Source organism: Nonomuraea rosea, assembly GCF_039539705.1.
Lineage (GTDB): Bacteria > Actinomycetota > Actinomycetes > Streptosporangiales > Streptosporangiaceae > Nonomuraea > Nonomuraea rosea.
In genome coordinates, this window is sequence record NZ_BAABDQ010000012.1 from 52,391 (window position 1) to 75,518 (window position 23,128).

Consider the following 23,128-nt stretch of genomic DNA (forward strand, 5'->3'; position numbering starts at 1 on the left):
ATGCCGGTGACTAGGCCAATGGTGGATTCAGGGGCTTAAGCCGGACTAATCCGCCGCTATGCGGCGGAGTGTCCGAGCCGGTGGTGGAGCTGTGCGGCGGGGTGCGCGCTGCGTCATGCGGCGGGGTCGCCGAACCAGGTCTGCAGTGCTTCCTTCAGTCCCTGTACGCCGTCGCCGCGCCCGCCCGTCCAGGCCACCCGGCCGTCGGGGCGCAGGAGCAGGCGATCGGCGGGGATCTCGGTCGTGGGGGACGCCACGACCACGTCGATCCGGCCGGACCAGCCCGAGACCGCCGCCAGGACGCCGGGATCCGTGCCCGCGGCGGTGTGCGCCGAGAGGTCGAGGAGGAGGCCGCGCCCGGCACGTGACACCTCGGCCAGGGAGACCACGCCGTCGGGCGTGCTCAGCGGGACCGCCCCGAACCGGCGGCCCACCAGAGGGCGGTCGTCGTCGGCCGCGTACGTCACGTCCAGGCCCCCGGCCATCCTGACCAGGTGCTCGTTGACGTCGTCGTACCCGATCAGCTCGGAGATCACCTCGCGCAGCGGGGACACCTCCAGCAACGGATGCATGAGCGCGACCTGCGCCCGCGTCGTCAGGCAGGCCCGCGCCCCGACCGGATGCCGCTCCCGGTGGTAGCTGTCCAGCAGCCCGGCCGGGGCGCGGCCCGCCAGGTCGGCGGCGAGCTTCCAGCCCAGGTTCACGGCGTCCTCGACGCCGGTGCTGAGCGCCTGCCCGCCGAGCGGGAAGTGCACGTGCGCCGCGTCGCCGGCCACGAACACCCGGCCCGCGCGGTAGCGCTCGGCGTGGCGGGTGACGTTGTGCCAGCGGGCCAGCCAGTGCGGGGTGCCGATCCTGACGTCGTGCCCGACCAGCCGGGCGATGCTCGCCTCGATCTCGTCCACGGTCGCGGGGATCTCGTCGTCCCAGCCCTGCACGCCGAACTCGCCGGTCGAGACGCGCAGCAGCCCAGGACCCGAAGGCCCGACCGTGAACACCCCGCCCGGGTACTGGTGCGCGCCCAGATACGGCATCAGCTCGCCGTCGGCGTCCACCTCGGCCACGATGCCGTGGAAGGGGGCGTCCACGCCGGGGAACGAGATGCCGGCCAGCCGGCGCACGACGCTGTTCGCGCCGTCGCAGCCCACCAGGTACCGGCAGGAGAGCTCGTCGCCGCCCGCGTACACGGTGACGCCGGAGCCGTCCTGGCGGACGCCGGTCACCTCGTGGCCGCGGCGGATCTCCGCGCCCAGCTCGCGGGCCCGCGCCTCCAGGCAGGACTCCAGGTGCGCCTGCGGCACCAGTACGGTGCTCGCGTGCCGCTCCCGCAGCCTGGCGGGGTCCAGCATGAGGTGGGCGAAGTGCGCCTGCGGCCACTCCAGGCCGCCCGCGCGCACCCGGTCCGCCAGGCCGCGCCGGTCGAGCAGCTCCACGGTGGTGGCGTTGATGGCCATGCCCGGGGAGTCGGGGCGGGCGACCGCCCGCCGTTCGAGCACCAAGGGGCGTATTCCGGCCAGGCCCAGCTCGCAGGCGAGCATCAGGCCGACGGGTCCCGCGCCCGCGATGACGACGTCCATCCTGATCATCCTCCCGAGGATCGGGTGGCGCCGACGGCGCCGAGTTGCAGGTGTCTGGCGAGCGCGGCGATCGTCGGGGCGTCGAAGATCGCCGTCGGCTCCATGTCCAGGCCGACCGTGGCCAGGTGGCTGCTCAGCTCCAATGCGGTGAAGGAGGAGAAGCCCAGGGTCAGCAGGTCGCTGTCGGGGGTGATCTCCTCGGGCGTGTCGTGGCCCAGGACCATGGCGGCGTAGGTGCGTACCAGGTCGAGGAGCACTTGCAGCTGCTCGAACTCGGGGCGGTCCTTGAGGTCCCGCAGCACCGACATTCCGGGGGCGAACATCCCCGGCCCTGCGGCGCCCGCGAACGATCCGGGAACCGGTGAGGCCACGGTCGGCGGTTCGTCGCCCACGCCGCGCAGCAGCGCCCGGCTCCGCTCGGCCGTCAGCCGCTTCCAGTCGGCGTCGGCCACCACGAGGTTGCCGTCGCTCTGCCACAACGCGGCGACCACGGCGGCCGGCGCGGTATCCCGCAACCCAGGCGTCCCGCCGGACGCGCTTTCGCGCGGCTCCGGCTCCGGCTCGGGCTCGGGCTCGGGCTGGGGTGGTTCGGTGGGGCGGTCGTCGCCGGCCCAGGGGCCCGAGGCGATCCAGACGGCGGCGTGTCCGGCGGCGCGGCGGCGTTCTGCCACCGCCTGCGCGCAGGCGTCCGCCGGCGCGCGTTCCACCAGGCCCGGCACGCCGAAGGTGGCCGAGGACGGTGACACGATCGCGAACGTCGCGAGCCCCAGGTCGCGGGTCAGCTCGTCCAGGTTCGTCATGACGCGCAGCTCGGCGTCGAGCGCGGCGTCGGCGCGTTCGAGCAGGGACGGCCCGGACACGGGGGGATGGGTGGCGGCGACGTGGACGGCGGCCGTCAGGGGGCGGTCGGCGGGGGCGGCTCGAAGTGCCGCCGCCAGCGCCTCCCGGTCCGACGGGTCGCAGGCGACCACCGTGACCCGGGCGCCGAGCGCGCTCAGCTCGGCCTCCAGGCGAGCCTGCGCGCGCCGCCCGCCCGGCCGCAGGGGCAGCAGCAGGCGCTCGGCCCCGTCGGCGGCCAGGCGGCGGGCGAAGGCGCCACCGGCCGCGGTGTCCGCGCCGGTGAGCAGGATCGTGCCCGACCGGTCCCACGCGGGCTCGGTGGCCGCCGCGGGCGCCAGGCGCAGCGTGTACGCGCCGGAGCCGCGTACCGCGACCTGGTCCTCGCCGCCGTCGGCCAGCACGGTCGTGAGCAGCGCGGCCACGGCCGGGTCGAGAGACGGGGGCAGGTCCACCAGGCGCACCCGGGGATCGGCCTGGCCCAGGCCCCAAGCCTGGGCCTGCGACAGGCGGGGCGGCTCATCGGCCCCGCCCACCCGGACGGCCCCGCTGGTCGCGACCCAGAACGGCACGTCGCGCTCGTCCGCCGACCGCAGCGCGTCGAGGCAGCCCCCGGACCGCAGCAGGTCGGCGGTCGCCGCGACGCCCTCGGTCGCCGACCGCAGCGACGGGTGCGGCTCCTCGTGCAGCGCGGCCAGGGACAGCACACCGTCGATCCCGGTACGCGGCAGCTCGCCGCCCATCGGGACCCTGACGACCGTCACACCGTCCGCGGACAGGGCCGCCACCACCTCGTCCGCCGTCCGGGAGCCGGGCGGGACGATCACGGCCCACGTACCGGTGAGCCGTCGTGGCCCGGCGGACGGCGCGGGCTTCCACACCAGCCGGTACCTGGCCCGCTGCTGCCGCCGCCACGACGCGAGCGCGGGCAGGACGGTGCGCAGCGACGTCCGCTGCTCCTCCGGCACCCGCAACGCCGACACCAGAGCGTCCAGGTCCTCCTGGTCCACGGCGTCCCAGAAGCGCGCCTCGCGCGCGCTCGACGCCGGCTTCGCCACGGGGTTGAGCCAGTACGGCTGCCGCTGGAAGGGATAGGTGGGCAGCGGCGCGGGGTGCTCGGTGGGGAAGCGCCAGGTGACGGCGCGGCCGTGGGTGTGCAGCTGCGCCAGGGCGGTGACGAAGGTGGTGGCCTCCGGCTTGCGGTGGGTGCGGGTGGGGATGGCCTGCCCGGTCTGGGTGGCGGCCAGGGGGGTGAGGGTGGCGTCCGGGCCGAGCTCCAGGAACGTGGTGACGCCGAGGTCGCCGAGGGTGGCGAGGGTGTCGGCGAAGCGGACCGGCTGGAGGAGGTGCCGGGTCCAGTACGCGGCGGTCCGGAGGTCGTCGCCGGCGGCGAGCCGGCCGGTGAGGTTGCAGACGACGGGGATCGACGGCGAGCGGTAGTCGAAGCCGTCGAGCGCCTCGGTGAGCCGGTCGGCGACGGGCTCCATCTGGGGGGAGTGGAAACCGTGCTGGACCTTCAGCGGGCGGGTCTTGCGGCCGGCTCCCGCGAGGGTCGCGGTGAGGGCCTGGACGGCGTCCTTGTGCCCTGAGACGACGAGCGAGGTCGGGCTGTTGATGGCGGCGATGGTCACGTCGGGCGTGAGGTACGGCTGGAGCTCTTCCTCGGTGATCGTCACGGCGGTCATCGCGCCGTCGGGCGGAAGGGTGGCCATCAGGGCGGCCCGTGTGGTGACCAGGCGGGCCGCGTCCTCCAGCGTCAGCACCCCGGCCAGGTGCGCGGCGGTGATCTCGCCGAGCGAGTGCCCGGCCAGGTAGTCGGCGGTGACGCCGTGGTGGGCGAGCAGCCGGTGCAGGGCGACCTGGAACGCGAAGATCGCCGGCTGGGTGTAACGGGTGTCGTTGAGCGCCTGGCCGTCGGTGAACATGACCTCCTGCAACGACCGCTCCAGGTGGGCGTCCAGCACCGCGCACACCTCGTCCAGCGCCGCGGCGAAGACCGGCTGGGTGCGGTAGAGGTCGGCACCCATGCCGGCCTGCTGGCTGCCCTGCCCGGTCAGCAAGAACGCGATCTTGCCGTCGCCCGTGGCGACGCCGGAGACGAGGTTCCCCGTGGCCTGGTCGCCGGCCAGCGCGGTCACCCGCTCGATGAGCTCCTCCCTGCCGTGGCCGATGGCGGTCGCCCGGTGCGAGAAGTGCGTACGGGCGTTGGCCAGTGCGTGGCCGACGCGTACCGGGTCGAGCTCGGGATGCCGGGTCAGGTGCTCGGCCAGGCGGGCGGCCTGGTCGCGGAGCGCCTGCTCGGTCCGGCCCGACAGCACCCAGGGGATCGGCCCGTCGGCGGCCCCGGGCTCGACCTCCGCCGGAGCCACCGCTTCGAGGATGACGTGGGCGTTCGTCCCGCTGATCCCGAACGAGGACACGGCGGACCTGCGGGGCCGGTCGTCGTGGCCGGGCCAGGGGGTGGGCTCGGTGAGCAGGCTGACCGCCCCCGCCTCCCAGTCCACGTGCCGGCTCGGGGCGTCGACGTGCAGGGTCTTGGGGAGCAGCCCGTCGCGCATGGCGTGGACCATCTTGATGATGCCGGCGACGCCCGCGGCGGCCTGGGTGTGACCGATGTTGGACTTGATGGAGCCGAGCCAGAGCGGGACGTCGCGGTTCTGGCCGTAGGTGGCGAGGAGGGCCTGGGCTTCGATGGGGTCGCCGAGGGTGGTGCCGGTGCCGTGGGCTTCGACGGCGTCGACGTCGGCGGGGGTGAGGTGGGCGTTGGCGAGTGCTTGGCGGATGACGCGTTGCTGGGCGGGTCCGTTGGGTGCGGTGAGCCCGTTGCTGGCGCCGTCCTGGTTGACGGCGCTGCCGCGGATGACGGCGAGTACGGGGTGGTTGTTGGCCTCCGCGTCGGAGAGCTTCTCCAGGAGGAGGAGCCCGGCGCCTTCGCCCCAGCCGGTGCCGTCGGCGGCGTCGGCGAAGGACTTGCAGCGTCCGTCGGGGGCCAGGCCGCGCTGGCGGCTGAACTCGATGAACAGCATGGGCGTGGCCAGGATCGCCACCCCGCCGGCCAGCGCCAGGTCGCACTCGCCGCTGCGCAGCGCCTGCACCGCCAGGTGGATCGCCACCAGCGAGGACGAGCACGCCGTGTCCACGGTGACGGCGGGGCCCTCGAATCCGAAGGTGTACGAGATCCGCCCGGACGCCACGCTGCCCGCGCTGCCGTTGCCCAGGAGCCCCTCGAACCCGGCAGGCGGGCGATCCATCAGCCGCGCGGCGTAGTCGTCGTACATCACCCCCGCGAACACCCCCGTACGGCTCCCGCGCAACGAGGAAGGAGCGATCCCCGCCCGTTCCACGGCCTCCCACGCGGTCTCCAGCAACAGCCGCTGCTGCGGGTCGATGGCCAGCGCCTCACGCGGGCTGATACCGAACACCCCCGGGTCGAACAGGTGCGCGTCGTGCACGAACCCGCCCTCCCTGGCATACGACTTCCCGGCGGCCTCGGGGTCGGGGTCGTAGATCTCCTCGACGTTCCAGCCGCGCTCCGACGGGAAACCGGACACGACGTCGACGCCGTCGGCCGCGATCCGCCACAGCTCCTCCGGCGTGCGGGCGCCGCCGGGGTAGCGGCAGCCCATGCCCACGATGGCGATCGGCTCGTACGCCGCCGCCTCGGCCGCGGCCAGCCGCTGCCGGGTGGCGTGCAGGTCGGCCGTCACCCACTTGAGGTAGTCGACCAGCTTCTCTTCGTTCGTCATGTCGCATCAAACCCTTGTGTGACGGTTGTCAAGCCCGTCCCAGCTCCCTGTCGATGAAGGCGAAGACCTCGTCGGCGGTGGCTGAGCGGATCCTGTCCTGGACGTCGTCGTTCTGCGTGGCCTGCGCGTCGGACCAGCGGGCGGCCATGGCCTGCAGCCGCGTCGTGATCTGCGCCCGGTCCTCGTCGGTCGGCTCGGCCGCGTCCAGCGCGGCCTCCAGCCGGTCGATCTCGGCCAGCACCGGTGCGCCCGGCGCCTCGGGTACGAGCCGTTCCCGCAGGTACGCGGCGAGCAGGGCGGCGGTCGGATAGTCGAAGACGGCCGTGGCGGGCAGCCGGACGCCCGTGGCGGCGTTGAGCCGGTTGCGCAGCTCCACCGCGGTCAGCGAGTCGAAGCCGAGCTCCTGGAAGGCCCGGTCGGGATCGACCGACTCGGACGCGCCACGGCCCAGGACCGCCGCGATGTGGCCGCGGGCCAGGTCGAGCAGGAGCCGCGTCTGGGCGGCGGCGTCGAGGCCCGTCAGCCGCTGCGTCAGCGCCGCCGCCGAGGTGTCGGCGCGCCGGGCCGGGACGGTGACGAGGCCGCGCAGCACTGTGGGCAGCACCGCAGGCAGCATCCCGCCGCCCGCCTGCGCCCGCAGCGCCGCCAGGTCCAGCCGGATCGGTACGAGCGCCGCGGCCCCCGCGGCCAGACCCGCGTCGAACAGCGCCAGCCCTTCCTCCGATCCCAGCGGCACGAGCCCGTCGCGAGCCGGGGCCGCTTCGGCGGTCATCTTGCTGGTCTCGCCCCACAGACCCCACGCCAGCGAGGTCGCGGGCAGCCCCTGCGCCTGGCGATGCTGTGCCAGGGCGTCCAGGAAGGCGTTCGCGGCGGCGTAGTTGCCCTGCCCCGGGCTGCCGAAGACGCCGGCCGCCGAGGAGAACAGCACGAACGCTGACAGATCCTGATCCCTGGTCAGCCGGTGCAGGTGCCAGGCGGCCTCGGCCTTGGGCCTGAGCACCGCATCGAGCCGTTCGGGGGTGAGCGCGCCCAGGGTGGCGTCGTCCAGCACGCCCGCCGCGTGGACGACGGCCGACAGCCGGACGCCGTCCAGGAGGCCCGCCAGCGCGTCGGGGTCGGCCGTGTCGCAGGCGGCGATGGTGACGCGGGCGCCGAGGGACTCCAGGCCGGCGGCCAGCTCGGCCGCTCCCGGGGCGTCGGGGCCGCGGCGGCTGGTCAGCAGCAGGTCGCGGACGCCGTGGCGGGTGGCCAGGTGGCGGGCGAGCAGGCCGCCGAGCGTGCCGGTCCCGCCGGTGATCAGCACCGTGCCGTCCAGGGCCGGGGGTGCGGCGTCGGTGACGGCGTACCGGGCCAGCCGGGGCACGTACGCGGCCCCGCCGCGCAGCGCGACCTGCGGCTCGCCCGATTCGATCGCGCCCGCCAGGCCGGCCAGGTCCTCAGAGCCGTCGGTGTCGATGAGGGTGAACGTCCCCGGGTTCTCCGATTCGGCGGTGCGGACCAGGCCCCACACGGCGGCCGAGACCGGGGCGGTCACCGCGTCGCCGCGCCCGGTCGTGACCGCGCCGCTGGTCAGGACGACCAGGCGGGACGACGCCAGCGCGGCCTCGGACAGCCAGCTCTGCAGCAGTTCGAGCGCCTGCCCGGTCACCGAGCGCACGTCCGCGCCGCCGCCCAGCCTGGCCAGCACGACGGGCGGCGCCGCCGCGCGTACGGAGGCCAGGTCGGCGTGCGGCACGGCGCCCAGCGCGGCCGCCAGGCCGTCGTCTCCGAGCACCGCCAAGGGGACGCCGCCGGGCTCCGCGGCCTTCATCGGCACCCAGCTCAGCTCGAACAGCGAGTCACGATTGCCCGCCAGCTGCTCCCTGGCGATCTCGCGCAGCGTCATGGCCTCGGCCGACAGGATCGGCTCGCCGCTCTCGTCCGTGACCTCCAGCCGGACGGCGTCGTCGCCCTCGGGCGTCAGGCGTACCCGGATGGCCGAGCCCGCGGGAGCGTGCAGCGAGACGCCCTCCCACGTGAACGGCAGCCGCAGCCTCGACTCCTCCTGCGCGGCCGGCAGCAGCGCCAGCGCGTGCAGCGCGGCGTCGAGCAGCGCCGGGTGGACGAGGAAGCCGTCGGCCTCCTCGGGCAGGGCGACCTCCGCGCAGACGGTGTCGCCGGAGCGCCACGCCGCGCGCAGTCCCTGGAAGACGGGGCCGTAGTCGAGGCCGAGGGTGGCGAGCCGGTCGTACAGGTCGAAGGTGTTCAGCGGCTCGGCCCCCGCGGGTGGCCACTGCCGCTCGGCCGGGGGCGGCGGCGCGGCGGCGCTGAGCCGTCCGGCGGCGTGACGCGTCCATGGGGCGTCGGGCGCGGCATCGTCGGCGCGCGAGTGGATGACGCAGGCCCGCTGCCCGTACTCGTCCGGGGCGTCCAGGCTGACCTGGAGATGCACGCCGTGGTCGAGCGGCAGCGGCTGCTGCAGGGTCAGCTCGTCGAGGCGGCCGAGCCCGGCCTGCTGCCCGGCGAGCAGGGCCAGCTCGACGAACGCCGTGCCGGGCAGGATCGGGGACTGCAGCACCGCGTGATCGGCCAGCCACGGGTGCGACTCCAGCGAGAGGTGGCCGGTGAGCAGGCGGCCGTCGCTGCCCGCGAGGTGGGTCAGGCCGTCGGCCAGCGGGTGGCCGGTGGCGCTGAGCCCGGTGCGGGAGCCGGAGCCGGCGATCAGCCAGTAGCGCTCGCCCTGGAAGGGGTAGGTGGGCAGGTCCACGCGGCCGGACGTGGGCCAGGTGACGGGCAGGCCGTGGGTGTGGGCGTGGGCCAGCGCCGTGTCGAACTGGGCCCGGTCGCCGCGGTCGCGTTTGAGGGTGGCGATGGTGGCGGTCTGTTCGAGCGCGCTGGTGAGGACGGGGTGGGGGCTGATCTCGACGAAGTGGTGGTGGCCGGCGTCGAGCAGCCGCTGGGTGGTCTCCTGGAGGCGTACGGTGCCGCGCAGGTTGCGGTACCAGTAGCCGGCGGTGAGCTCGGTGGTGTCGAGCCGGCCGGCGGTGACGGTGGAGTAGAACGGCACCGTGGACGGCTGGGGCGTGGTGCCGGCCAGCAGCTCCAGCAGCTCCTGTTGCAGGCTTTCCACGTGGGGGGAGTGGGAGGCGTAGTCCACGGGGATGGTGCGGGCCTTGACGCCCTGCTCCTGGTACGTCTCCACCAGCCGGGCGATGGCGCCGGGGTCGCCCGAGATGACGGTGGCGCGGGGGCCGTTGGTGGCGGCGACCGCGACCCGGCCTTCGAGGGCTTCGAGGTCGGCTTCGACGTGCTCGGCGGGCAGCGGCACGGAGGCCATGGCGCCCGTACCGGCGAGTGCGGTGATGGCGCGGCTGCGCAGCGCGACGATCCGGGCGGCGTCCGGGAGGGTGAGGGCGCCGGCCACGTACGCGGCGGCGATCTCGCCCTGGGAGTGGCCCATGACGGCGTCGGGGTGGACGCCGGACGCCCGCCACAGCATGGCCAGCGACGTCATGACCGCGAACAGGGCGGGCTGCACCACGTCCACCCGCTCCAGAGCGTCGCCGTCGCCGCGCAGCACGTCGATGAGTGACCAGCCGGTGTGCGGGGCGAGGGCGTCGGCGCAGGCGTCGAGGTGGTCGCGGTAGACGGGCGAGGAGTCGTAGAGATCCATCGCCATGCCCGGCCACTGCGCGCCCTGACCGGGGAAGACGAACACGACCTTGCGCCCGGTGACGGCCTCGCCCTGGAGGGTGTTGGGCGCGGGCTCGGCGGCGGCGATGGCGCGCAGGCCGCTGACGAGCTCGGCGCGGTCCTGGCCGGTGACGGCGGCGCGGTGCGGCAGGTGCGCGCGGGCGGCCAGGGTGTGGCCGACGTCGGCCGCGGCCAGCTCGGGGTGGGCGGTGAGGTGGCCGGCCAGGCGGGCGGCCTGGTCGCGGACGGCCTGCTCGGTCTTGCCGGACAGCAGCCACGGGATGGACGGGCCGGGGTCCGGTTCGGCGGCGTTCGTGGCGGGGGCGGCTTCGAGGATGAGGTGGGCGTTGGTGCCGCTGATCCCGAACGAGGAGACGGCCGCCCTCCTGGGTCGGTCGCGCTCGGGCCAGGGGGTCGGCTCGGTGAGGATGTTCACGGCGCCGGCCGCCCAGTCCACGTGGTGGCTGGGCGCGTCGACGTGCAGGGTCTTGGGCAGGAGGCCGTGCCGCATGGCCTGGACCATCTTGATGACCCCGGCCGAGCCGGCCGCCGCCTGGGTGTGGCCGATGTTGGACTTGATCGAGCCGAGCCAGAGCGGGACCTCCCGGTCCTGGCCGTAGGTGGCGAGCAGGGCCTGGGCCTCGATGGGGTCGCCCAGCGTCGTGCCGGTGCCGTGGGCTTCGACGGCGTCGACGTCGGCGGGGGTGAGGTGGGCGTTGGCGAGTGCCTGGCGGATGACGCGTTGCTGGGCGGGTCCGTTGGGTGCGGTGAGCCCGTTGCTGGCGCCGTCCTGGTTGACGGCGCTGCCGCGGATGACGGCGAGCACGGGATGACCGTTGGCCTCCGCGTCGGAGAGCTTCTCCAGGAGGAGGAGCCCGGCGCCTTCGCCCCAGCCGGTGCCGTCGGCGGCCTCCGCGAACGGCTTGCAGCGTCCGTCGGGGGCCAGGCCGCGCTGGCGGCTGAACTCGATGAACAGCATGGGCGTCGCCATGATCGCCACCCCGCCCGCCAGGGCCAGGTCGCACTCCCCGCTGCGGATGGCCTGGGTGGCCAGGTGCATGGCGACCAGCGACGACGAGCAGGCCGTGTCGATGGTGACCGCGGGGCCCTCGAAGCCGAAGGTGTACGAGATGCGCCCCGACGCCACGCTGCCCGTCGTACCGGTCAGCAGATAACCCTCGGCGCTCGACGGCGTCGTCCCGGAACCCACCGCGTACTGCTGCGACGCCATGCCCACGAACACCCCGGTACGGGTGCCGCGCAGGCTCGCCGGGTCGAGCCCGGCGCGTTCCATGGCCTCCCACGACGTCTCCAGCAGCAACCGCTGCTGCGGGTCGGCCGCCAGGGCCTCGCGCGGGCTCATGCCGAAGAAGTCGGCGTCGAACCGGCCGGCGTCCCGTACGAAACCGCCCTGGTCGGTGTACGTCGTACCGGGACGCTCCGCGGCGGGGTCGTAGATCCGCGCGAGGTCCCAGCCCCGGTCGCCGGGCAGCCCGGTGACGGCGTCGTCACCCCTTCTGACCAGCTCCCACAGCTCCTCGGGCGAGCTGACCCCGCCGGGGAAGCGGCAGGCCATGCCCACGATCGCGATCGGCTCGTCCGAGCCCGCCGCGGCGGCGCGGCCCGGGACCGGCGCGCTCTCGTCGGTGCCCTCCACCAGGGAGTCCACGTACGCGGCCATGTCGATCGCGGTCGGATGGTCGAAGACGAGGGTGGCGGGGAGCTGGAGCCCCGTGGAGGCGTTCAGCCGGTTGCGCAGCTCCACCGCCGTCAGCGAGTCGAACCCGATCTCCTGCAGCGGCCGGTCGGGGGCGACGGCCTGCGCGGACTCGTGCCCGAGCACGGCGGCGATGTCGGCGAGCACCAGCTCCAGGACCGCCCGCCGCCGCTCAGGCTCGCCCAGCCCGGCCAGCCGCCGCCGCAGCCCTGCGGCGTCACCGCCGCGCCGCGCCCGCTTCGGCCGCGCCGCCGTGCCGAGCAGCCGCCCGGCGATCGGCGGCAGCAGCTCCGACTCCGCCAGCCCGCGCAGCGCCTGCTGGTCGATCCTGACGGGTACGAGCAGCGGCCTGGCCGTGACCAGGCCCGCGTCGAACAGCGACAGCCCCTCTTCCGAGGTCAGCGGCACCAGCAGGTCCTGGCGGGCGCTCGCCGTCATGGTGCTGGTCTGCGCCCACATGCCCCACGCGAGCGAGGTCGCGGGCAGGCCGAGCGCGTGCCGGTGCGCGGCCAGGCCGTCGAGGAAGGTGTTCGCGGCGGCGTAGTTCGCCTGACCCGGGCTGCCGAGCACCCCGGCGACGGACGAGAACAGCACGAACGCGTCCAGATCCAGCCCGGCGGTCAGCTCGTGCAGGTGCCAGGCGGCGCTCGCCTTGGCCCGCAGCACGGAGTCCAGCCGTTCGGGGGTCAGCGACGTCGCGATGCCGTCGTCGATGATCCCCGCGGCGTGGACGACGGCCCGCAGCGGCCGGTCGGCCGGGATTCCGGCGAGCACGGCGGCCAGGGCGTCGCGGTCGGCCGCGTCACACGCGGCCACCCCCACCTCGGCGCCGTGCCCGGACAGCTCGGCCACCAGCTCCGCCACGCCCTCCGCGGCGGCGCCGCGCCGGCCGAGCAGGAGCAGGTGCCGCACGCCGTGCTCGGTCACCAGGTGGCGGGCCACCAGCGCGCCGAGCGTGCCCGTTCCGCCGGTCACCAGCACGGTGCCGTCGGGCCGCAGCGCCGCCTTTTCGTGGAGCGAGAGGGCCTGCGGGATGGTGAGCACGACCTTGCCGATGTGCCGCGCCTGGCTCAGGTAGCGGAACGCCTCGCCGCTCGCGCGCACGTCGAAGCAGGTCAGCGGCAGGGGCCGGAGCACGCCGCGGTCGAACAGCTCGCCCAGCTCCAGCAGGATCTCCCGCATCCGGTCCAGCCCGGCATCGGTCAGGTCGAAGGCCTGGTAGTCGACGCCGGGATGGCCGGCCGCGACCTCGCCGGGCCGCCGGATGTCGGTCTTGCCCATCTCCAGGAACCGGCCGCCGCGCGGCAGCAGCCGCAGCGAGGCGTCGACGAACTCGCCGGCCAGCGAGTCGAGCACGACGTCCACGCCCTCGCCGCCGGTGGCCGCCAGGAACTCCTGCTCGAAGTCCAGGGTGCGGGAGCCGGCGATCCTGTCGCCGGTGAAGCCGAGCTCGCGGAGCGCGGCCCACTTCGGGGGGCTGGCGGTGCCGTACACCTCGGCGCCCCAGTGGCGGGCGAGCTGGGTGGCGGCCATGCCGACGCCGCCGGCCGCCGAGTGCACGAGCAGCCGCTGGCCCGGGCGCAGCCCCGCGAGGTCGCGCAGCGCGTAGAAGGCGGTCATGAAGACGATCGGGGAGGCGGCGGCCTGCGCGAACGTCCAGCCGGACGGCACATGCGCGAGCATCCGCCGCTCGGTGGCGGCGACCGGCCCCATGCAGCCGGTGAACAGGCCCATCACGCGATCGCCCGGCGCGAACTCGGTCACGCCCGCGCCCACGTCGATGACGACGCCCGATCCCTCGCTGCCGATCAGCGCCGCGCCCGGGTACATGCCGAGGGCGATCAGGACGTCGCGGAAGTTCAGCCCGGCCGCCTTGATCGCCACGCGCACCTGGCCGGGCTCCAGCGGGAGCGTCGCGTCCGGGGTGCCGGCCATGGTCAGGTTGGCCAGGGTGCCCGGGCGCGTGACGTCGATCCGCCACGGGCCGTCCGGGGGCTTCAGCAGGTCGGCCGCCGTCTCCCGTTCCAGCCGGGGTACGCGGAGCACGCCGCTGCGGATCGCGGCCTGGCTCTCGCCCGACTCGACCGCGGCCGCGACGCCGGGCCAGGTGGTGGTGTCGTCGATGTCCAGGACGACGAACGTGCCGGGGTTCTCCGCCTGGCAGGACCTGACGAGGCCCCAGACGGCGGCGGCGCCCACGCCGGCGACGCGCTCGCCGGGCTGGGCGGCCACGGCGTTCCTGGTCAGCAGGACCAGCTTCGCGTCTTCGCGCCGGCCGGCCAGCCATTCCTGGACGAGAGCGAGCGCCCGGCCGGCGGCCTCCTGCGCATTCCCGTCGCAGAAGGCGACTACGACATCGGCCGCGCTCGTGGGGTCGGTCGTGCCCGTGAGGTCGGGCCATCGTGCGACCTCAGGCCCCGGCTCGACCGGTAGTGCGCCGGTCACGGCCCACCGCAACGCCCCGGCCCCGCCTGCGTCAAGGGAGAGGGAGCCGGCGTCGATCCAGTCGACTCTGAGGAGGGCGTCCGGGCCGCCTGAGGATCCGGCGAGTTGCGCGGCGCTGACAGGGCGCACGGTCAAGGTGGTGACCGTCGCGACCGGTGCCCCGGTGTCGTCCCAGATGGTCAGCGCGGCCTTGTTGTCGCCCGTGCCGGAGAGCCGTACCCGCAGGCTGGTGGCACCGGCCGCGTGCAGCGTCACACCCGACCACGAGAACGGCAGCCGTACCTGCCCGGACTCGCCGGCCAGCAGCGAGGCGTGCAGGGCGGCGTCGAGCAGCGCCGGGTGCACGCCGTACCCGTCCGCGTCCACCTCCTCGGGCAGCACGACCTCGGCGTAGACGTCGTCACCGGCCAGCCAAGCGGCGCGCACGCCGTGGAAGGCCGGGCCGTAGGCGACCCCGAGGTCGGCGAAGCGGGGGTAGAGCTCGCCGGCGTCGGCGGGGACAGCCCCGGGAGGCGGCCATGCGGCACCGGCAGGCGAGGTCGCGGGGTCGCCGGTGGTGAGGGTGCCGGTGGCGTGCCGGATCCAGTCGCCGTCGCCGGTGCGGGAGTGCACGACGACCGGCCGCAGCCCCGCCTCGTCGGCGGCGTCGACGCGTACCTGCACCTGGGCCTGCTCGTCCCCGGCGAACGTCAGCGGCGCGTGCAGCGTGAGCTCGTCGACCCCGGCGCAGCCCGCGAGCTGGGCCGCGTGCAGGGCCAGCTCGACGAAGGCCGTGCCGGGCAGCAGCGCCACGCCGTGCACGACGTGGTCGGCCAGCCACGGGTGGCTGCGTACGCTGAGCCGGCCCGTCAGCAGGAGCCCGTCGCCGTCGGCGATCGAGACGGCCGCGCCGAGCAGCGGATGGCCGGCGGCGTTCAGCCCGGCCGCGGACACGTCGCCCGCGGGTTCCGCGGTCTCCAGCCAGAAGCGGCGCCGCTGGAAGGCGTACGTCGGCAGCACGACGCGCTCGGCGCCGGCGGCGAGCGGCGACCAGTCCACCGGCACGCCGTACGTGTGCAGCTCGGCCAGCCCGGCGAGGAACGTCGCGGACTCGGGGCGGTCCCGGCGCAGCGACGGCACCAGCACGGACGCGTCGTCGGCCAGCTGGCCCGCCATCGCGGTCAGCGTGGCGTCCGGGCCCAGCTCCAGGAACGTGTCGACGCCCAGGCGGCGCAGCTCGGCCACGCCCTGGTGGAAGCGGACCGCGTTGCGGATGTGGTCGGCCCAGTAGTCCGGCGAGGCGAGCTGCTCGGGAGTGGCGACGGCGCCGGTGAGGTTCGAGACGATCGGGAGCTGCGGCGCGTGGAAGTCCAGCCCGGCGGCGAGCGCGGCGAACTCCGCGGTCACCGGCTCCATGTGCGGCGAATGGAAGGCATGGCTGACCTGCAGCTTCGTGACCTTCCTCCCCGCCGCCCTGAACGTCTCCGCGACCGCCTCGGCCGCGTCGCGATCACCGGAGACGACCACGGACCGCGGCCCGTTGACCGCGGCGATCGCCACCTGCCCGCCGGCCTGCTGGGCGTCGGCGATGGCGGTCTGGACCTCGGCTTCCGTGGCCTGGATCGCGATCATGGCTCCGCCCGACGGGGCCGACTGCATGAGCCGGGCCCGGCCCGCGACCAGCGCGCAGGCGTCGTCGAGGTTGAGCACGCCCGCCGCGTGCGCCGCGCTCAGCTCGCCGAGCGAATGCCCGATCAGGTACGCGGGAGTCACCCCCAGCTGCCTGACCAGCCGGAACAGGGCGGTCTGCAGCGCGAACAGGGCGGGCTGGGTGTAGGCGGTCTGGTCGAGCAGGGCCGCGAGAGGTGTGCCGGGCGCGGCGAACACGACGTCCTTGAGCGGCCGTTCCAGGTGCGGGTCCAGAGCCGCGCACACCTCGTCGAACGCCGCCGCGAACACCGGGAACGCCTCGTACAGCTCCCGTCCCATCCCGGGCCGCTGCGAGCCCTGCCCGGAGAACAGGAACGCGGTCTTCCGCTTGCTCGCCGTGCCCCGGAGCAGCAGCGCGCTCTCCCCACCTGCGGCGAGCGCGTCCAGGCCGGACAGCAGCGCGTCGCGGTCCTCCGCGACGACGGCGGCCCGGTGGGTGAACCTGGCCCGGTCGATGAGCGCGGCGGCCACGTCGGCCGGCTCCAGGCCGGACTCGGACGCGACGAACGCGCGTAGCCGGGCGGCCTGCGCGCACAGCGCCTCCTCCGACCTGGCGCTGACGATCGCCGGCAGCCCGGCACCGGCCCTCGCCGCCACCCCGCCGACCGGCTTCGGGGCCGCGACAGGAGGCTCGGTGGGGGGTTCGGCCTGTTCGATGATGAGGTGGGCGTTCGTGCCGCTGATGCCGAAGGAGGACACGCCCGCCCGGCGCGGCCGGCCGGTCTCGGGCCAGGGGACGTTCCGGGTCAGCAGTTCGACCGCGCCCGCCGACCAGTCCACCTGCGGGGTCGGCGCGTCGATGTGCAGGCTGCCGGGCAGCACGCCGCGCCGGATGGCCTCGACCACCTTGATCACACCGGCGATGCCGGCCGCGGCCTGCGTGTGGCCGATGTTCGACTTGATCGAGCCGAGCCAGAGCGGCGTGGCGCGCTGCTGCCCGTACGTGGCCAGCAGTGCCTGCACCTCGATCGGGTCGCCGAGCTTGGTGCCCGTGCCGTGCGCCTCCACGGCGTCCACCTGCTCGGGGCCGAGCATCGCGCTGTCCAGGGCGGCTCGGATGACGCGCTCCTGGGCGGGACCGTTCGGGGCGGTGAGCCCGTTGCTGGCGCCGTCCTGGTTGACCGCGCTGCCTTTGAGCACGGCCAGCACGGGATGGCCCTTCCTGCGGGCCTCGGAGAGGCGTTCGAGCAGGACGACGCCGGCCCCGTCGGAGAAGCCCGTGCCGTCGGCGGCGGCCGCGAACGCCTTGCAGCGGCCGTCGGGCGCGATCCCGCCCTGGCGGCTGAACTCGGTGAACACGCTCGCCGTGGCCATCACGGTGGCCCCGCCGGCCACAGCCAGCTCACACTCCCGGGCCCGCAGCGACTGCGCGGCCAGATGCAGCGCCACCAGCGAGGACGAGCACGCCGTGTCCACGGTGATCGCGGGCCCGGACAGGCCGAACGTGTACGCGATCCGCCCCGACATGACGCTCGCCGAGATGCCCGTGCCCAGGTACCCCTCGACGCTCTCCATCCCGGCGACCGTGCGCCGCAGGTAGTCCTGGCCGTTGCTGCCCACGAACACGCCCGTGCGCGAGTGGCGCGCGGCGGCCGGGTCGATGCCCGCCCGCTCGAACGCCTCCCACGTCAGCTCCAGCAGCAGCCGCTGCTGCGGGTCCATGGCCAGCGCCTCGCGCGGGTTGATGCCGAAGAACTCGGCGTCGAACCCGGCCACGTCGCCGATGAAGCCGCCCTCCCACGCCTCCTCCCAGCCCCGGGCCTCGGGGACGGGGGACATCGCGTCGCCACCCTCGGCGACCAGCCGCCACAAGCCTTCAGGAGAGTCCACGTCTCCGGGGAAGCGGCAGCTCATGGCCACGATCGCGATGGGCTCGCGGTCCTTGGCCTCGCTCTCCCTGAGCCGTAGGTTGGCCTGGCGCAAGTCGGTGGTCGCTCGCTTGAGGTATTCGCGTAGCCGGTCTTCGTTCATCGTGGGGAATCCCCTCCGCGCGCGAGCTCGTTTTCAAGGACTTGGAAGAGCTGCTCGTCCTCCGCGGACAGCAGGTCGATCTCGTCTGTCTCCGGCACGTCGCCGTCGATCTTCCAGAGGATGGCGCGCAGCCGTGCCGCCGCCCGCTGCCTGTCCTGCTCGGGCAGCAGGTCCAGCGCGTTCTCCAGGCTTTCGAGGTCCGCCATCAGCCGTCCTGGGCCGCCGGTCTCCTTCGGCTGGAGGCTGTCGCGCAGGTAGCCGGCCAGCGCGGTGGCGGTCGGGTGGTCGAAGACCATCGTCGCGGGCAGCCGCCGGCCGATCGCCTCGCCGAGCTGGTTGCGCAGCTCCACGGCGGTCAGCGAGTTGAAGCCCAGGTCCTGGAAGGCCAGGTCGGGGTCGATGTCCTCGGCCGCGTCGTGTCCCGCGACGGCGGCGACGTGCTCGCGTACCAGGTCGAGAAGCACCTGGTGCTGCTCGTCGCCGGTGAGGCCCACCAGGCGGGCCGGCCAGGGCGTCTCGCCCGTGCCCGCGCGCCTGGCGGGGGCACGGGTGAGGCCGCGCAGCGCGGAGAGGTCGATCTCGGCGGGGGCCACGACCGGCAGGTCGAGTTCGAGCGAGGCGTCGAACAGCTCCAGCGCCACCTCCGACGACATCGGCACGACGCCCGCCTTGCCCATGCGGCCCCTGTCGGTGCCGTCGAGCAGCTCGGCCATGCCGCCGTCGGTCTCCCACACGCCCCACATGAGCGAGACGGCGGGCAGCCCGAGTGCGCGGCGGCGGTGCGCGAGGGCGTCGAGGTAGGCGTTGGCCGCGGCGTAGTTGGCCTGGCCGGGGTTGCCGAACACGCTCGACAGGGACGAGAACAGGACGAACGACCGCACGCCCAGCCGTCGCGTCTGCTCGTGCAGGTTCCAGGCGGCGTCCACTTTCGGGCGCAGTACGGTGTGCAGCTCCGCCGTCCCGAGTGAGCCGACGATGCCGCCGCTGACGACGCCGGCGGCGTGCACGACCATCGTGAGCGGGTGCGCGGCGGGGATCTCCGCCAGCAGGGCGGCCAGCGAGTCCGGGTCGGCCACGTCACAGGCGGCCAGGCGAACGTCGGCGCCCAGCTCGCGCAGCTCGCCGGCCAGCTCGGCCGCGCCGGGGGCGTCCTGCCCGCGCCTGCTGGCCAGCAGCAGGCGCCGGGCGCCGAGCCCGCTGACCAGGTGCTTGGTGAGCGGCCCGCCCAGCCCGCCGGTGGCCCCGGTGACCAGCACGGTCCCCTCCGGATCGATACCGCGGAACCCGCCCGGTACGGCCTCACCGGATCCGTCTGAGGTGGCGTTGCCGGGGCCGGTGTCACTGGATTCGGCCGGGGTGGGCGGGTGGGTGATGCGGGTCAGGCGGGGGATCTTGGCCTGGCCGGCGCGCATGGCGACCTGGGGTTCGCCGGTGGCGAGGGCGGCCGGCAGCGCGTCGGGGTCGTCCACGTCCACGAGGACGAAGCGGTCCGGGTGCTCGGCCTGCGCCGTGCGTACCAGGCCCCAGACCGCCGCCCCGGCCAGGTCGCGGACGTCCTCGGCGGCGCTGATGGCCACCGCGCCGCTGGTGACCAGCGCCAGGCGGCCGTCACGGTCGTCGGCCAGCCACTCCTGGACGAGCGCGAGCGTCCGCTCCGCCGTCTCGTGCACCTGCTCGGGCAGCTCGCCCGCCTGGGGCCAGACCACCACCGCCTCGGGCACGCCGTCCCGCCGGGCGGGCGCGGCCGACCATTCCAGCCGGTACGGGAGCCGCCGCGGCACGGTCACCGGGCGCATGGCCAGCGCGGCGATCCCGGCGACAGGCCGGTCGTCCTCGTCCGCGATCGTCAGGGACATGGAGCCGCCGGCTTCGGGCGACAGCCGCACCAGGACCTTCGCCGTGCCGGGGCGGCTCACCGTGATCCCGCTCCAGGAGAAGGCCAGGCCCGGCTCCCTGGACTCCAGCAGGCCGGCGGTGTGCAGGGCGGCGTCCAGCAGCGCCGGGTGGATCGCGTACTGCCCGGCCTCCTGGCGCTGCTCCTCCGCCAGCTCCACCTCGGCGTAGACGTCGCCGCCGTGGCGCCAGGCGGCCCGCAGGCCCTGGAACGCGGGACCGTACTCGAAACCGCCGGCCACCAGCTCGTCGTAGAAGGACTCGACGGCGATGGGCTCCGCACCAGGAGGCGGCGTCGCCGACCGGGCCGGGGTGTGGGGCGGTTCGGTGCTCAGGGCGCCCGCCGCGTGGCAGGTCCACGGGTCGTCGGGGGCCGGGCGGGAGTGGATGGCCAGGTCGTTCCCGTTGAGCGTGACCTGCAGCTGGACCGGCTGGTCCGCGGGGAACACCAGCGGCGCCTGGAACGTCAGCTCCTCCACCCCGGCCGCCCCGACCACGTCCGCCACGTGCAGGGCGAGCTCCACGAACGCGCTCCCCGGCATGATCACCGAGCCCATGACCACGTGGTCGGCCAGCCAGGGGAAGGACCCGGCGCCGACCCGCCCCATGAACAGCCGCCCGCCGTCCGGCAGGTCCGTGCCTGCTCCGAGCAGCGGGTGCGCGCACGGCGCCAGTCCCAGCTCCGAGGCGTCACCGAGCGTCTTGGGCGCATCCAGCCAGTACGGCCTGCGCTGGAAGGCATAGGTCGGCAGCTCCACGCGCCGGAAGACCCGCGCCACGACGTCGTCACCGTCCCCGCCACCGGCGGCCGTCCGGACCTGGCCGACTGTGGGAGCCGTCTCGTCCGGGCCGGCGGTGGTGGTCGCCGTGTCCCGGTCCCCGGCGCCGATGCCGGCGAAGACGGCGGTCCAGTTCACCGGGACGCCGTGGGCGTGGGCCTGGGCGAAGGACAGCAGGACGCGTTCGCGCCCTCCGTCGTCGCGGCGCAGCGATCCGATCGCCACGCCCGTCCCGTCCAGGGTGTCCTCGGTCGCGGAGGTGAGCACCGGATGCGGGCTGGCCTCGACGAACACCCGGTGTCCCGCCGCGCGCAGCGCGCGCACCGCCGTCTCGTAGCGGACCGTGCTGCGCAGGTTCGTGTACCAGTACGTGGCGTCCAGCCCGGCCGTGTCGAGCGGCTCGCCGGTGACCGTCGAGTAGAACGCGATCCGCGAGCTGCGCGGCCGGATCCCGGCCAGCGCCTCGGCCAGCTGGTCGCGGACCGCCTCCACGTGCGAGGAGTGCGAGGCGTAGTCCACCTTGACGGTCTTGGCCTGTACGCCGTCCGCCTGGCACCGCTCGATCAGCTCGGCCACGGCCTCATCGGAGCCGGCCACGATCGTGGCGGAAGGACCGTTGACCGCCGCGATCTCGACCCAGCCGTAGCGGGCCGCGACCTCGGGGGCGGGCAGCGGGACCGAGGCCATCGTCCCCGTGCCGGCCAGCGCGGTGATCGCCCGGCTGCGCAGGGCCGCGACCTTGGCGGCGTCCTCCAGCGAGAGCGCCCCGGCGACGTACGCGGCGGCGATCTCGCCCTGCGAGTGGCCGACGACCGCGTCCGGGCGCACACCGGCCGACTGCCAGAGCGCGGCCAGTCCCGTCATGACCGCGAACAGCACCGGCTGCACCACGTCCACCCGCTCCAGCGAGGCGCCGGTGCCGCGTAGCGTGTCGATCAGCGACCAGTCGGTGTACGGGGCGAGCGCCTCCGCGCACCGCCGCAGATGGCCGGCGAACACCGGCTCGGAGTCCAGCAGGCCCCTGGCCATCTCGGGCCACTGCGACCCCTGACCGGGGAAGACGAACACGACCTTGCCGCCGTTCGCGGTGCCCTTGACGAGCCTGGCCGCCGCGCGTCCCGAGGCCAGCGCCTCCAGCCCGCGCATCAGCTCGCCGCCGTCGCTCCCGACGAGACCCGCCCGATAGGCGTGGTGGGTCTTGGCGGTGGCCAGCGTGTACCCGACGTCGGCCGGATCCAGCTCGGGGTGCCCGGTCAGGTGCACGGCGAGCCGGGCGGCCTGGTCGCGCACCGCCTGCTCGGTCCGGCCGGACAGCACCCACGGGACCGGGTCACCGACGGCCGCCGGCTCGGCCGCCGCCTGGGTGACCGGGGGCTGCGCCGCTGTCTGGGCCGGTACCCGGGGGACCTCTTCGAGGATGACGTGGGCGTTCGTGCCGCTGATTCCGAACGAGGAGACGGCGGCCCTGCGGGGCCGGTCGTCGCGGGCGGGCCAGGGCGTCGGCTCGGTGAGCAGGCTGACCGCTCCGGCGGTCCAGTCCACGTGGTGGCTGGGGGTGCCGGCGTGCAGGGTCTTGGGGAGCAGGCCGTGGTGCATGGCCTGGATCATCTTGATGATCCCGGCGACCCCGGCGGCGGCCTGGGTGTGGCCGATGTTGGACTTGATCGAGCCGAGCCAGAGCGGGACCTCCCGGTCCTGGCCGTAGGTGGCGAGCAGGGCCTGGGCCTCGATGGGGTCGCCCAGCGTGGTGCCGGTGCCGTGCGCCTCCACGGCGTCCACGTCGGCGGGGGTGAGGTGGGCGTTCGCGAGGGCCTGGCGGATCACGCGCTGCTGTGAGGGGCCGTTGGGTGCGGTGAGCTGGCTGCTGCGGCCGTCCTGGTTGATGGCGCTGCCCCGGACGATCGCCAGCACCGGATGGCCGTTGGCGCGGGCGTCGGAGAGCTTCTCCAGGAGCAGGATGCCCGCGCCCTCGCCCCAGCCGGTGCCGTCGGCGGCCTCGGAGAACGCCTTGCACCGCCCGTCGGGCGACAGCGCGCGCTGCCGGCTGAACTCCACGAAGATGCCCGGCGTCGACATCACCGTGACGCCCCCGGCCAGGGCGAGCGCGCACTCCCCGTTGCGCAGCGCCTGCACCGCCAGGTGCAGCGCCACCAGCGACGACGAGCACGCGGTGTCCACGGTGACCGCCGGACCCTCGAAGCCGAAGGTGTAGGAGATCCGGCCGGAGGCCACGCTCGGCGAGCTTCCGATGCCCAGCGACCCCTCGTGCTCCTCCGGGATCCGGTGGTAGAGGCGGCCCGCGTAGTCGTTGTACATGATGCCCACGAACACGCCCGTGCGGCTCCCCCTGAGCGCGTCCGGGTCCACGCCGGCCCGCTCGAACGCCTCCCACGACGTCTCCAGCAGCAGCCGCTGCTGCGGGTCGATGGCCATCGCCTCACGCGGCGTGATGCCGAAGAAGCCCGCGTCGAACCCGTCCGCGTCGTGCAGGAACCCGCCCTGCTTGGCGTAGGTCGTGCCCGGACGCTCGGGGTCGCTGTCGTACAGCTCCTCGATGTTCCAGCCGCGCCGCTCGGGGAACGCGGAGATGGCGTCCACGCCGCCTGCCGCGAGGTTCCACAGGTCCTCGGGCGAGGCGACGCCGCCCGGGTAGCGGCAGGCCATCCCGACGATCGCGATCGGCTCGCTCGACGCCTCGACCAGCCGCCGGTTCTGCCTGCGCAGCTGCTCGTTCTCGAGCAGCGCCGCGCGCAGCGCCTCGATGGCCCTGTCGGTTGAAGTAGCCATGACCGTCCTTGGTGC

General features: G+C 74.8%; 4 protein-coding genes. All 4 read right to left on the reverse strand.

Translation table 11 applies throughout. The features are described from left to right. Positions 1–113 precede the first annotated feature (113 nt). Genes ABEA43_RS26910 through ABEA43_RS26925 form a run of 4 tightly spaced genes read right to left on the reverse strand, consistent with a single transcriptional unit; the run spans position 114 to position 23,113 of the window. A complete protein-coding gene (locus ABEA43_RS26910; RefSeq protein ID WP_345566008.1) occupies positions 114–1,586 on the reverse strand; it encodes an FAD-dependent oxidoreductase in 1,473 nt (490 codons plus the stop codon). Next, positions 1,583–6,160: a type I polyketide synthase gene (locus ABEA43_RS26915; protein WP_345566010.1), complete on the reverse strand. Its 4,578-nt coding sequence runs from the start codon at positions 6,158–6,160 to the stop codon at positions 1,583–1,585. Before ABEA43_RS26915 ends, ABEA43_RS26910 begins: the two co-directional genes overlap by 4 nt. A 28-nt stretch (positions 6,161–6,188) precedes the next feature. Then, positions 6,189–17,654 (reverse strand): SDR family NAD(P)-dependent oxidoreductase, encoded by an 11,466-nt coding sequence (locus ABEA43_RS26920; RefSeq protein WP_345566012.1) that lies wholly within the window; start codon positions 17,652–17,654, stop codon positions 6,189–6,191. Continuing rightward, on the reverse strand, positions 17,651–23,113 hold the full coding sequence (locus ABEA43_RS26925; RefSeq protein WP_345566014.1) for an SDR family NAD(P)-dependent oxidoreductase: 5,463 nt from the start codon (positions 23,111–23,113) through the stop codon (positions 17,651–17,653). The genes ABEA43_RS26920 and ABEA43_RS26925 overlap by 4 nt, the downstream gene beginning before the upstream one ends. Positions 23,114–23,128 lie beyond the last annotated feature (15 nt).

Excerpts from the sequence above, each read along its gene's own strand:
- ABEA43_RS26910 (WP_345566008.1), bottom strand. The coding sequence starts at position 1,586 with ATGATCAGGATGGACGTCGTCATCGCGGGCGCGGGACCCGTCGGCCTG.
- ABEA43_RS26915 (WP_345566010.1), bottom strand. The coding sequence starts at position 6,160 with ATGACGAACGAAGAGAAGCTGGTCGACTACCTCAAGTGGGTGACGGCC.
- ABEA43_RS26920 (WP_345566012.1), bottom strand. The coding sequence starts at position 17,654 with ATGAACGAAGACCGGCTACGCGAATACCTCAAGCGAGCGACCACCGAC.
- ABEA43_RS26925 (WP_345566014.1), bottom strand. The coding sequence starts at position 23,113 with ATGGCTACTTCAACCGACAGGGCCATCGAGGCGCTGCGCGCGGCGCTG.